The 13,827-nt window shown below is 40.2% G+C and carries 10 protein-coding genes; 3 read left to right on the forward strand and 7 right to left on the reverse strand.

All coding sequences use genetic code 11. The features are described from left to right. Positions 1-18: 18 nt before the first annotated feature. Both AC504W_RS11080 and AC504W_RS11085 read right to left on the reverse strand, forming a co-directional pair. Positions 19-702: a methyltransferase family protein gene (locus AC504W_RS11080; RefSeq protein ID WP_494877768.1), complete on the reverse strand. Its 684-nt coding sequence runs from the start codon at positions 700-702 to the stop codon at positions 19-21. 71 nt (positions 703-773) lie between these two features. Beyond that, on the reverse strand, positions 774-1,622 hold the full coding sequence (locus tag AC504W_RS11085) for a sulfurtransferase (protein ID WP_494877769.1): 849 nt from the start codon (positions 1,620-1,622) through the stop codon (positions 774-776). 99 nt (positions 1,623-1,721) lie between these two features. Between AC504W_RS11085 and AC504W_RS11090 the strand changes: the two genes are divergently transcribed. After that, a complete protein-coding gene (locus tag AC504W_RS11090) occupies positions 1,722-2,393 on the forward strand; it encodes a LuxR C-terminal-related transcriptional regulator (RefSeq protein WP_494877770.1) in 672 nt (223 codons plus the stop codon). Positions 2,394-2,604: 211 nt separating this feature from the next. On the opposite strand, the gene AC504W_RS11095 is transcribed toward AC504W_RS11090, so the two are convergent. Both AC504W_RS11095 and mrdA read right to left on the reverse strand, forming a co-directional pair. Continuing rightward, positions 2,605-4,194, reverse strand: coding sequence for a B12-binding domain-containing radical SAM protein (locus AC504W_RS11095; protein ID WP_494877771.1), 1,590 nt, complete (start codon positions 4,192-4,194; stop codon positions 2,605-2,607). A gap of 462 nt (positions 4,195-4,656) precedes the next feature. Beyond that, entirely contained in the window at positions 4,657-6,477 is a 1,821-nt protein-coding gene (gene mrdA / locus AC504W_RS11100) for a penicillin-binding protein 2 (protein WP_494877772.1), read from the reverse strand. 326 nt (positions 6,478-6,803) lie between these two features. Here mrdA and AC504W_RS11105 point away from each other — a divergent pair, with 326 nt between their 5' ends. Further along, positions 6,804-8,423: a tetratricopeptide repeat protein gene (locus AC504W_RS11105; protein ID WP_494877773.1), complete on the forward strand. Its 1,620-nt coding sequence runs from the start codon at positions 6,804-6,806 to the stop codon at positions 8,421-8,423. A 118-nt stretch (positions 8,424-8,541) separates the two neighbouring features. On the opposite strand, the gene AC504W_RS11110 is transcribed toward AC504W_RS11105, so the two are convergent. Both AC504W_RS11110 and AC504W_RS11115 read right to left on the reverse strand, forming a co-directional pair. Then, on the reverse strand, positions 8,542-9,477 hold the full coding sequence (locus tag AC504W_RS11110; RefSeq protein ID WP_494877774.1) for an alpha/beta fold hydrolase: 936 nt from the start codon (positions 9,475-9,477) through the stop codon (positions 8,542-8,544). Positions 9,478-9,613: 136 nt separating this feature from the next. Next, positions 9,614-11,041, reverse strand: coding sequence for a hypothetical protein (locus AC504W_RS11115; protein ID WP_494877775.1), 1,428 nt, complete (start codon positions 11,039-11,041; stop codon positions 9,614-9,616). A gap of 241 nt (positions 11,042-11,282) precedes the next feature. Between AC504W_RS11115 and AC504W_RS11120 the strand changes: the two genes are divergently transcribed. Then, complete coding sequence (locus AC504W_RS11120; protein WP_494877776.1) at positions 11,283-12,158, forward strand: shikimate dehydrogenase; 876 nt, start codon at positions 11,283-11,285, stop codon at positions 12,156-12,158. Here the strand turns inward: AC504W_RS11120 and AC504W_RS11125 are convergent. Beyond that, positions 12,150-13,826, reverse strand: coding sequence for a hybrid sensor histidine kinase/response regulator (locus AC504W_RS11125; RefSeq protein ID WP_494877777.1), 1,677 nt, complete (start codon positions 13,824-13,826; stop codon positions 12,150-12,152). The genes AC504W_RS11120 and AC504W_RS11125 overlap by 9 nt on opposite strands. Position 13,827: the final 1 nt, after the last annotated feature.

Here is a 13,827-nt window from a genome sequence, read left to right on the forward strand (position 1 = left end):
AATTTTAATTAATTGCTTTTACCAAAGATATGGTAAAAGCTTGTATCGAACTTTTTCGGTATAAATATCGTAACCTTTTAATTCCTGGCGTAAGAATTTTTCTTCAAACTGAACGCGTACAATTAACAGTACTATAGGTAATATCGAATACAAAAATGCTGTGTATGATTCTAACCACAAAGGCATCCCAATCATCAATAAAATCGCACCTGCATACATAGGATGTCTTACCCAGCTATAAACTCCAGTGTCTATGACTATTTGTTGTCGATCTATCTGATGCTTGACTACTGGCGCAGCAAAAGTATTTTCTTTGAAAGAAAGAGAAATAATCCACCAACCCACAATAAAAAGCAACATTCCTAAGCTGGAAATTAGTGTACTTGGTTTGCTCAATAAGTGAAATTGGAACAAGTCTAGAGGGATAATAGCAATTAGACAGAAGAATGTAATGACGAAAAGGCTAATAATAATTTTGTCAGCAATAGGTTGACCTTCCTGGATGAATGGTTTGAGGCGTTCATTCCATAATTCTTCATTCTTGCGGAACACAGTGATCATCACTGCAATCACGCTCACAGAAACAACCCCAAGAAATATCCACGCACGCCACCAAAAAAGTGTTCCTGCGGGGATAAATAATAGTCCCCCAAAAATCAAAAGATTCCAGAAAAGAGCAAGCAGAACCTTAAGAACAAACATACTCTTTTCCCTCCTTGTTGTTCACCAAAGGATTATTTTATTGTATCCAAATTTTTCAACCCCAGTCATCATCAGCATTTGCCATGTGCAGATGAGTCGTTTAATCGACTCCATTCATTCCAAGAGCCATCGTAATTGCGAACATTTGGATAGCCAAGTAGATACTTTAAGACAAACCAAGTGTATCCCGAACGTCCACCGATCGCACAATAGGGGAAAATTTCTTTATCAGGTGTAATACCTTGGCTGGTATAGAGATTTTTCAACTCAGCAAATGATTTAAAAGTACCGTCTTCATTCAGTGTGAGAGTATGCTCAAGATGAACTGCGCCGGGGATATGTCCAGTGCGTTCATTGCCTTTGGGTGGTTGATTAAAAAACCACTCGCCGTTATATTCTTGAATTGTGCGGACATCTAATAAAATGCGTTCCTGTTGATGAGTTGCTGCTTCAACTTCAGGGTGTAGGACTCTTAAACTATGATCAAGCGCTTGAGGTTGATAATCAGTGGTGGGACATGTAGATAACTCAGTTGCGAGTGGACGATTTTCTAACTTCCATTTTTGATAGCCGCCATTGAGAACTCTAACATTATCGTGACCAAAGACTTTTAACAACCAAAAAATCCAGCCGCCTATACCGGGATAACTGCCGTAGGCAACGACTATTGTATTATTAGTAATACCAGAGCGTGCCATGAGTTTAGCAAAAGCGATCGCATCAAAATTTATCTGCAAATTTGGCAATAGTAAATCTGTAAAAATGTTCCAAAATACAGCACCAGGGATGTGAGCATTTTTGTAAGGCTCTGGATTTGTATCTACTTCAACAATACGAACATGAGGATCATGGAGATGATCTGCTAACCATTGAGTATCAACTAGAACTGATGGGTAAGCGTAATCAGAATTTGCGGTCATAGTTAATTTATCCAAACAGGTAAATACTGCATCTGACTACAGCTAAGATAAAGCTGGTGGCTGTATTGCTTCTAGACCTCAAAAGTGTACAATTTGCCTATGCTGGCATTACAAGATATATTTCGGACAATTGCTCAAACTGAAAATGAACAGACATTGCGATCGCATATATTCACAGATATCAGTCAATATTTTGCCGCTACACGCAGTGGGCTGTTTTTCTTTGATCAAACTCATCTGATTGACAAAGCAATACTAATTGCTTTATCACCCCAATACAACCCAGTTGCACGTTACTTACTAGAACGCCACGCCCCAGTTCACGAAGCTTTAGTAGTTGAACCAAAAACATGGAAATTGATTTGTCCCCGTCCTGATCACTATCATGTCATGGCTGGGCCAATTGTCAGCACTGGTAAATTAGTAGGTGCATTAGGTTTTACCCGTCAACAAAACATACCTGCATTCGATTCGCAAAATCTCACAGATTTGAGTGCGATTTGTCTGCACATTTCCACTTGGGTAACAATGACAAAATCCCAACACCCACCATTACAAACAGCGCGTTTAACACCTCGTGAACTGGAAATTGCTTCCCTAGTCGCCCAAGGACGCAGCAATGCAGAAATTAGTAAAGAACTTTGGATTACAGAAAACTCTGTTAAGCAAGCTTTAAAAAGAATGTTCCGCAAGCTTGAGGTTTCATCTCGTACTCAAATGCTGGCAAAACTTTCGACAGTTGTACAGTCCCAGCAATTGCCGAAATGGTAATTGTAATTTTTATCATGAAAATATAAATTTTGAGATTTCTTTAGATGAATTAATAAACAGTAAATAGTGATAAATCTCAAACTCAAAATTCGCAGCGTTCAGATCCCCGAATTTTTAAAGAAGTCGGGGATCTCGCCTAGTCAACTTTAAATAGCGCGATCGCCCACAAAGGTTAGTATAGCCAGTTAAGTAGGGTAGGCGATCGCATATCCTACTTGACTAGTACTGGTTCTTGCTTGGGTAACACAGAGGCTGTGAGTGGGTCGTAGCCTAATTGTTGAGTAATTCGTTGTCTAGCTAAAACTCGGTACTCCCAAAAATGTTCTCCCGCAGCGCATAGTCCTAAATACATATTCAGAACTTGCGGTTTTGTCAGCAGAATTGCCCAGAGTTGTTGCCAAAACTGCACACGAATTCCTGGTTGACGTAAGCCTTGAAGCCAGATTAACTGCACAACCAGCCGCAATGCCTTTCCTGGAGACAATTGCATAGTTTGTTTTCGCTGGGGGAGGGAACCAAGACTCAGACATTGTTGAAAACAGCGTCTTAGATAGTTTCTGGGTTCATATAAAGTCCATAAGCCTTCTACATATTCTCTAGCAATTTCATCAATGGAGCGTGTGGGGATGAAATTCATTAAGGTATTCTGGTCTCCTACTTCAGTCCCACCAACACCCTTACTCTCTAACAAACGCTGCTCTTTTTGCAGACGGTTCCATAAAGCAGTATTGGGCAAGGCTTGAAGAATGCCCAACATTGGTTGAGGAATATTGGTTTGTTCGACAAAAGCTTGAATTTTCTCTCCTGCGCCTGGGCGTTCTCCATCAAAACCGAGGATAAACCCTGCATAGATGAGTATGCCTGCTTCATTAATCTTCTGACAGGCTTGCACAAGCGGACTACGAGTATTTTGCACTTTTTGTGTTAGGTGCAAACTTTCTTGGTCAGGAGTTTCTATACCGAGAAAGACTGCATAGAAACCTGCTTCATTCATCAATTGCAACAGTTCTTGATCTTCAGCTAAATTCACAGAAGCTTCAGTGATGAATGTGAAGGGATAGGAATGCTGTTTCATCCAAGGAATCAACTCCCGCAGGAAACGTTTGACGTTCCGTTGATTGCCAATAAAGTTGTCGTCAACGATAAACAGTGACCCTCGCCAGCCTAAATCATACAGAGTTTGTAACTCAGCGATGGTTTGCAGAGGTTCTTTTGTGCGTGGTTTGCGACCGTAGAGTGTAATAATATCGCAAAACTCGCAGTTAAAGGGGCAACCGCGAGAAAACTGGATAGCCATCATTAAGTAAGCATCCCGTTTTAGCAAGTCAAAACGAGGCATTGGGCTTTGGCTGACATCAGGTTTTTCCAGGGAGCGAAAGATTCCCTGTTCTTGACCTTGATTGAGGGCTGCTAAAAACTGAGGAACAGTCAATTCCCCTTCATCCAAAATTAAATAATGCGCTCCAGAGTCCAAAGCATCTTGTGGAATAGATGTCGGGTAAGGGCCACCTACGGCTACTTTTTTACCTAAGCGCACTGCTTTTTGAATCAGGGCGTGAAAATCTGGTTTCTGCACCAGCATTGCCGACAAGATGACGAGATCGCACCACTCCCAATCAGCTTCTGTTTCCAGATTGACATTGCGATCGCAAAATCTAATTTCCCATTCTGGGGGTAGCAGTGCGGCAACTGTGATAATTCCTAGTGGCGGTAAAACAGCTTTAAGTCCGGCGATTTCCATGAAGCGATCGTAAGACCAAAAGGACTGGGGAAACTGAGGGTAGAGCAATAATGCTTTCATAAAATCCTGGTTGCAAAACTTCTGCTATCTCGGACTCCCATCAATAGCCAACATGATCCGTTTGGGAACTGATATGTTGCTCCAAACAAATTAACACCTAATATCTGCACTACAAGTTAGGCATATAGGCATGATAAAAATAATAAAAGCCTTAATTTGTTTGAGTCTTTTAAATTAGCAATACATCTGTCAGAAGATTGAGAATATCTTCTTGCTAAATGAATCAACAAAGACATCTTAAATAATACAGATCGAAAAGCTTTTCTTCTCTCTGTCTAAAGTAAGAACAACCTAAAATTCCTAGTCGGTAGGCGGAATATTCATTAAACTGGATTGAATTGCAGAAGAATTCAGAAGTCAAAATCAAGAATATCGCCGAGAATCCAATTCTCAATTCTCGCACCTGACTCCTGAATTCTGTTTTGACAAAACCAATATTGCCAGACTTAGCACTCTTTCAAACTATTGTTGTTTCGCCTCTGGTTTTTGATATTTACCTGGATACTTTCTTTGATAATAGTCTTGCATAATTTCTAAAATCATCGGCGCAGCGATCGCACCACCACCACCACCAGAATGCTCTGCAAAAGCGACAATTACCATTTCTGGATTATCGGCTGGCGTATATGCACCAAACCAAGCATGATTTTGCTTGACGCGATTTTTCCAGGCTTCTGCTGTACCGCTTTTGCCAGCTACAGGGGGAATTGTCGGCTTATTTAAAGCCTTACCCGTACCTTCAGCAACCACCTTACGTAGTCCATCGCGCAGAACTTTAATGGTTGTCGGCTGCATATTTAAAGATTCACGCCAGCTTTTAGCTTCTTCATTATCTTTGAGTAAATGCGGCTGGACTCGATAGCCGCCATTAGCTGGAACTGCAAACATAATCGCCACTTGCAAAGGTGTGGTTTGTAAAGCACCTTGACCAATAGACATATTAATTGTATCGCCGACAGTCCAAGGTATTTTCCAGGCTTTTTGCTTCCAATTTTCATCTGGAACTAAACCTTTGGTTTCTTCTGAGGTGAACTCAAAGCCAGTTTTTTGACCAAATCCATACTTGCGAGTCCATTCAATTAAAGTTGGGCCGCCAACACCCCTACCTATTTGATAAAAGAATGTATCACTACTCCACTGCAATGCGCCGACAAATCCCAAAGGCCCGAAACCTGCATGGTTCCACTCGCCAAATCTGGTTCCGCCAATGTTTAAGGAACCGTAGGTTTGTAAGACTGTGCTGGGAGAAAATTTACCTGATTCTAACCCCGCAGTTGCAGTGACAATTTTAAAAGTACTAGCGGGGGGAAAGGCGCTGAGGGCGCGATTTACTAAAGGATGGTCTTCACCTTGCACAGATTCCCAATCTTTTTGCGTGAGTTTTTGTTTAGAAAAGATATTAGGGTTAAAAGTGGGATGGGAAACTAAGGCTAAAACTGCACCATTTTTCGGGTTAATCGCCACAATAGCACCATCGCGATCGCCCAAGCCTTTTTCGGCAGCTTTCTGTATATCTAAATCTAAGGTCAAGTGCAGATCATTTCCGGCTTTGGCTTGTTTCTCTCCTAACACCCGCAACGGTCGCCCAGCCCCATCTACTTCTACTTGCTGACCGCCCCATTCACCCCGCAATAATTTCTCATAAGCCTTTTCGACTCCCATCTGACCGATGACATCACCTAAGCGATAGCCTTCTTGTTTTCTTTCTTTTAACTGTTCAGCCGTTAATTCTCGTGTATAACCCAGTACATGGGCGAGGGCTGTGCCGTGGGGATAGTAACGCACCGCTTCCGTGTGAACTTCTACTTCCGGAAGTTCGTTTTCATACTCTTTCATCGCCGTGACTTGCGCTTCATTCAAGTCACGGGCAATTCTAATTAAAGAAGATGAATTTGCACCAGCTTCATCTAGCTTTTTTTCGATGTCTGCTTGGGGAATATCTAAAATGCTGGCTAACCTTGGCCCAACAATTGGCCAAGAAGGTTTAGTATGTGCCATCGGCCAAAGATACACAGAACGAGGATAACGTGTACTAGCCAACAGTTTGCCATTCCGGTCAAAAATATTTCCCCGTTCTGGTTGTTTAGCAATTACTCGAATGCGGTTAGACTCAGCCCGTTGGCGGTGCGTTTCTCCCTCAACAATTTGCAAATATGCCAACCGCCCCCCTATGCCCGTTAACATTGAGAGAGTAAATAGGATTAAAAATCCCGACTGAAAATTGCGCCCGACTGTACGTGTATTTTTTCTACCACCAAGAGGAGAGGGATGTAATATTGCCATAAATAGATTAATTTACTGATAAGTACTATATGTATTCAATAAGTCTGAGATTGTACCGGGTATTACTGTAAATTACAATAATTTTTTGTATATAGTTTGACATAGCTGAGTCAAACTAGACTGCTGATTAAGTTTATCAACAATTATTGCAATTAGCTATTCACAACGTCTATAGCTACCCTAAATTATTCATGCAAATCTAAATCCCCGACTTCTTCAAGAAGTCGGGGATATGGGAAATATGAGTTTTCCCCACTATTAAATGTTTACGCGGTTGGGATATTTGAATACAATAATCTAAAATTCAAAGATTCGCAGATATATCAATGGACTGGATTACGCTACTGCGATCGCTACAGTCTGATTTTATTCAAAGGTTAACATCCGGTTCTCTGCTTCATTGCGAAACAGAAGCTCAATATAGTGAATTAATTATAATCTCTGGAGAAAGATTAAAAACTCTCCGAGATTTTTGCTGGCTGATGGCGGAAAAATATAAGCGGGTTTCGCCAGTGCGTGACGTTTTTATCAGCTATCTCAAAGGTAAATTGGGTGAGGAAGTTGTCAAAGAACGTTTGGCTGATTTAATTACCGAAGTCGATTATGAAAAACGTTTCGGCGGTGACGGTAAAATTGATTTTACCCTAACTACTAACCCATCAGTCGGCATTGAAGTCAAATCTCGGCATGGCAGCCTTGATAAAGTAAGATGGTCTGTCAGTTCCGAAGAAGTAGAAAAAAATGCAGTTGTCGTCTGCATCTTAATTCAAGAAGAAGTACACGAAGCTGAATCTGAATATCATCTTTTTTTGGCCGGGTTTCTACCGACACGAATGATTAAACTCAAAACAGGGAGAATCGCCTTTGGGATAGAACAATTATTATATGGTGGTGGTTTACGTTGCTATTTAGAACAGTATCAACCCGCCATTAATTACAACTTAGCAAAGTCAGAAGATCACAACAAACCTCAGAGTTTTTTATCAACTAATCATTCTCAGTTATTTTCACCTAAGTTACCAGTTAATCAACCTGAGAATTCATTAATATATCCACAAGAAATTGATTATCTAAAACTAGGGCATAATTGCTTAGTTAAAGGAGAATATTCAGATGCGATCGCTCACTATAGCCAAGCCTTAAAATTACATCCAAATGATGCGGAAATTTATTATCAGCGGGGTTTAAGCTATTATCAACTAGGAGATTATGCAGAAGCGATCGCAGATTATTCTCAAGCTATTCAAATTAATCTCAATGATGCCAAAATCTATATCAAACGTGGTTTAGCTAATTACCAATTAGGAGACTATACCGCAGCCATTGATGATTATACTCAAGCTATCAGACTAAATCCTAATATGGCGGTTGCTTATAAAAACCGTGCCGATGCTCGTTCTCATTTAGGAGATAATCAAGGTGCAATCGAAGACTATACCCAAGCACTCAAAATTAATCCTAACTATGCCTTAACTTATAAAAACCGTGGCATGGCACGTTATTTTTTAGGATATCAGCAAAGCTTTACTAAAGCCATCAAAATGAATCCGCATGATGCTATTGCTTACAAAAATCGTGGTAATGCTCGCGCTGATATAGGCGATTATGAAGGTGCAATTGATGATTACACTCAAGTCATTGCCATTAATCCTCATGATGCCCATGCTTATTATAATCGCGGTAACGCTCATTATGATTTAGGCGATAACGCCGCAGCTTTTGAAGATTATACTCAGGCAATCAAAATTAATCCTAATTATGCTGATGCTTATTACAACCGTGGCAATGTGCAATCAGAAATTGGAGATAAACAAGAAGCAATTGCCGACTTTCAAAAGGCTGTAGAACTTTATCGTCAAGAAGGAAAATTAGATGCGCTGAAAGATGCGCGAGGACGAGTCTTAGATTTACAAATAGAAGAATCACTAGATATTTTAAATTTCTAAATTAATTGCTTATATAATTCTCTATCAAAATTTAATTAAAACTCTAACTCAGATATTCAAATGAACTAAGTGCGATCGCATCTCAATTAGATTGGGTAAAGCACCCAACCTAATATTGCTAAGAAATAGATATAACCCAATCTCTTAAAAGTTGATTGACTTGCTCTGGAATTTCATCATGGGGACAATGACCTGCATTGAGAAAATATTCCGTCAGTTGAGGATAATATTGCTGAAATTTTTGGGAACGTTCTTTTGCCTTCATCCAAGGATCAGCTTCGCCCCATAATAATAATAAAGGACAGGTTAATCGCTGCAATAGCACATCAACTTTTTCTCCTTGAGGACTACTAAAAACAGAAACAAACACATCAAAAGCGCCAGTATCAAAAGCAGGGCGATAAATGTCTTCTATTAATTGGTCTGTAATTGCAGTTTTATCTAAATAAACTTTTTCTAAAGTGCGGCGAATTACCCAACGTTGTCGCACATATTGAAATATTAAAAATCGGGAGAAAGATTGTTTCAAAACCCACTTCACACCATTACCCAAAATTTGCTGTAATGGTGACGGTTGTTTTGGCGGTTGAATTTGTGATTGTAAAGCTTCTGGTTCGGCGGTGGTTTGGTTTTCGCTAAAGGGGCCAGCGCTATTGAGTAATACTACCCCAGCAACACTATCAGGATATTGGGCTGCAACACACAAGCTGGCATAGCCACCTAGAGAGTTACCTGCTATGACAGCTTTGCGACCAATCACTTCACTAATAAAATCATGGAGTTGGTCACGCCATAAATCACCACTGTACTGCAATTTGGGTTTAGCCGATCGCCCAAATCCCAATAAATCAATCGCAAACACTTCAAAATCTTGATCTAATCCGTTGATATTTTTGCGCCAGTGGTCTGTGGAAGCGCCAAACCCATGCACCAACAACAAAGGCGGACGTTGCGGTTGTGATTTTCCTGCACGCACATAGTAAACTTTTTGCCCTCGCCACTGCCAATATTGACCAGGAACTGCATTTGTAGAGGGTGCTGTACTTACCTGCATAGTTATAAGAAATGTTAAGTAGTTATTAATAATTGTAGAGCAGGATAGAAGAAGGAGTAGGGGTGTGTACAGGCTCCTTGGTTAAGACGGTGGCGTTGCAGGAGATGATGCAGTGATATCGCTCTAACCAATAACATCAGTTATTTGAACTTGAAACTGCTATTGTTTCAGCTTTGCTATTCAAATTTGTCAATAAATCTGTATGTAATCGATTAGGTTCATCCTGAAGATTAACAAGACCATGACTAATTGGTGGTTTATAACTACTCAAATCAACCCAACGATACCAAGTGTAACCAACCAGACCAGGATGAGTTAGAGCTAGTGTCAAGGAGTTTTCGCCATTACGAAGCATACGTTCTGTCGGAGATAAATCATCTATTGCTTCTTCTGCTAAAAGATGCTGAGAAAAAACATTATGTCCCCAACTAAACTCAGTATTCAGCACAGGTAAATGTGTTGATTGGTAGTAAATATCCATCCGATTATACATATCGTAGCGATAATTGTTAGCAGATACTACATCGACCCAAGGTCTTTTAACAGCTGAAAAAACTTCTTTACTAGGCGGTTTACCAAACCTACATCCTAAGATTAAATGATTACGGTCATAGCGGTGAATAGCTGCCGCTGTCAACATAAAATATCTGCTGGCATATTCTTGTACAAATAATCTGAGGTCTTGCAAGTATGGTTGAGAGATAATACCAATTTCTGCCTTTGTTAACTGCTTGATGTGTTTAAGAGTCTTGGTATTTAGCAGCCAATCACGAGCTAATTGCTCTAAATTATTTCCATGTCGCTGAAGTACAAATTTCCATGCTGCCTGATATGCAGGTTGTTTTGGATCTAGACTCAGACACAATTGCAGCAATGCAGGTTTAACTTGATCTGTTAATAACAATTCTGGATTCAACTTTTCTTTGAGATCTGGTGTTTCCAAATCGTACCAACTCAGTTCATTATCAGTGAAATAGCCAACAAGAAGTTTGCTCTGATGTATAGAAGTAATTACACTTTTTGCTTTGGCATCAATTGCTTTTATCCATTCTGGGTCAAAGACATCTGGTAAGTTCAATTTCCAATCATCTAATTTCAATCCTGCTGGTGGAGTTACTTTCACAAAATCCAGTATCACAGTGTAAGGCATATCCTGATCCCATAACTCAGCAGGAGTCCAGGCTCCCAGAGCATTAAAATTCCAACTTCGCAGTCGCGCAAAAGCTGCTTGACGGAATTTCGCAGGATATCTACCATATTTTTTGGTCACAATAGGTACATAAGCATCTGGATAGCCAAAATTGACAGAAGTTACTCCTTTGTAAAAAAAAGCTTTGCCATCAGGAGCGATAAACCACCAACGACCTTTGGTTGATTGACCCACTTGGAAAAAACCCGGTTTACCAACTACTGTTTGAGAAACAATTTGTACCTCATCAAGAGGGCTAGTAGTGCCATGAGCAACTAATATGTTGAGCAGTACACAACTCAGTAGAGTAATCAAGAATACAAATGATAAAGCACTACATTTAACTGCCAATCGATTGAAAGTTTTATAAATCATCAGGATAGATTGTAGGTGAATTCTGGCGATTCTCTAGGTTCTGGCATACCAAGTGGCGTTTGGCAAGCTGCATCTCCATTCACCTGTTGAGCTAAGTCGATTAAGTTTGAAATAATACTACAGCCACATCTAATGCCTAAGCTTTAAGCTTTGAATATATTAGGTGGTCTAAGGTAGAATATACTTCTTTACTTACCACTGTTGAATAGTAATTTGACTCTTGACCCATGACCATTAATCAATGACCAAAGTTACAGGCACTACCAAATTATTAGGTGTAATTGGACATCCGGTGGAACATTCGCTGTCGCCGGTGATGCACAATGCAGCGTTAGCAGCGTTAGGCATAGATTATATTTATCTACCTTTTCCTATTGAACCAGAGAATTTGCAGATAGCGATCGCAGGTTTTGCGGCAATTGGGGTGACAGGTTTTAGTGTGACAATTCCCCATAAACAGGCAATTATGCCTTTACTCTCAGATATTACACCCGTAGCGCAAGCGATAGGTGCAGTTAATACTGTTACCCGTAAAAATCAGCAATGGATAGGAACAAACACTGATATTGAAGGATTTATCGCCCCATTACAAACAACATATCAGCAAGATTGGAGTCAGAAAGTAGCGGTAATTTTAGGTAATGGCGGTGCGGCGAGGGCTGTAGTTGCAGGTTGTTATCAATTGGGTTTTGCCGAAATTCATGTTGTAGGACGCAATGAACAAAAATTAATCGAGTTCCGGGATAGTTGGGGAAGTTCACCCATAGCTGAGAAACTGCAAGTTCATACATGGCCTACTCTTGCCAAACTAATTCCCCAAGCTAATTTATTAGTGAATACTACACCAATGGGGATGTATCCGAAAGTTGATGACTCGCCTTTGAGTGCTGCGGAAATGATTGATCTGCCATCAGGTGCGATCGCCTATGATTTAATTTATATTCCCCAGCCGACAAAATTTCTCCAACAGGCGCAAAAACAAGGCGCAATTGTTATTGATGGGTTAGAAATGCTCGTACAACAAGGCGCAGCGGCTTTAAAAATTTGGTTACAACAAGAAACTGTACCAGTTGACGTGATGCGCCAAGCACTACGCCAACATTTAGGTTTAGTCTGAACTTTCTGGCAAGGTTAATGGTAGCTGAACTGTAAACCTTGTCCAACCTTGAGAACTAGTAACTGCGATCGTACCTTGTAAATATTCCACTAGTTTTTTTACCAGAGCCAGCCCTAAACCTGTACTACTATTGAGTGCAGATTCGTTTTGCAGAACTTGGTAATTAAAATCAAAAATCGAAGATTTATCTTGGTTTTGATTTTGGGATATACGATAAAACGGTTCAAAGATTTGAGATTGTTCTTGTGGTGAAATTTCTACCCCAAAATTGCTGATGATGATTTCTACCCCAGGAATTTTGACATTAGATGATTCATCTTGTAGGTTTGCATAATTCAAAGTTGTAGTCAGTTGAGCCGTCACTGTAATCAGTTTTCCCAAGGGAGTATATCTGCAAGCATTCGTTAATAACTCAGAAACAATCCGCGTCAAGATAGCCAAATCAGTCATGATATTAGGTAATTCTGGGGGAACATCTATTTGCAAAATTTGCTGCTGAGTTTGAGCAAATTCCTGAAAGCTTTCAGTAATGTGAGGTAGCCAGTCTTGCAGATGAATGGAAGTTAATTCCAAGGGATACATATCTGCATCAACGAAACGCATATTTAATAAATCGTCTACCAAATTTAGCTCACGTTCGCATTCAGAACGTAATATATTGATGTAACGAGCTACGGCATTTACTTCTGGGGGCTTACCTGACTGAATGATGCGCCGGCGATCGAGAATATTTTCAAGCATTGTAATCGCCATTTTAATGTTTGATAACGGTGTACGCATTTCATGAGAAGTAGCGGCTAAAAAATCTTCTTTTAACTGGTTCAGCCGTTTAACTTCTGTCATTTGAATTTCTAACTGACGGGCGCGTTCATGTGCGAGATTGCGTTCTTGAGTTAACCTGCGTTGCGTATCATCTCGAAATACTATCACTGCACCACTAACCTTACCATTGTTATCACGCAGAGGTGCTGCACTATCAGCAATAGGAATAGTTTTTTGATCTTTGGTAATGAGTAAAGTGCGATCGCTTAAATATACAATAGTTTCTTGTTCTAGAGCAGCATGAATCGGATTTGCTACAGGTAGCCGAGTTTGTTCGTCAATAATCGGAAAAACTTGATCTAATATCTGGTCTTGGACTTCTTGTAATTGCCAGCCTGTCAGAGTTTCTGCTACTTGATTCAGATACTTGACGTGCAACTGGGTATCAACCACAATCACCCCATCCCCCATACCTCGCAGTACAGTACTCAAAAACTGTTCTCGTTCATAGCGATTCAGCGCTGTTTGAATGGACACATAGAGTTCTTGCTCCCGAATAGGTTTAAGAATGTAACCAAAAGGAAAGGTGAGTGTTGCCCGTTCTACAGTACTTTGATCAGAGTGTCCTGTAACGTAGATAATCGGGATTTGTAAATCATGCCAAATTTTTTCTGCCGCCTGGATACCATCAGCCTCACCTTGCAGTCGGATATCCATTAAAATTAATGTTGGGCGTAGTGCAGTTGCTTTAGCAATAGCTGTGGCTGCGGTATCAGCAATATCAACAACAATGTATCCCAGAGACTCTAAACTTTCTTGTAAATTAAGAGCAAGAATATACTCATCTTCAACAATCAAGACCTGAACTGTGTTGGTTTTATTTGTATCGGACGAGATGTTCATCATA

It is taken from the genome of Nostoc sp. C96, from assembly GCF_059384975.1.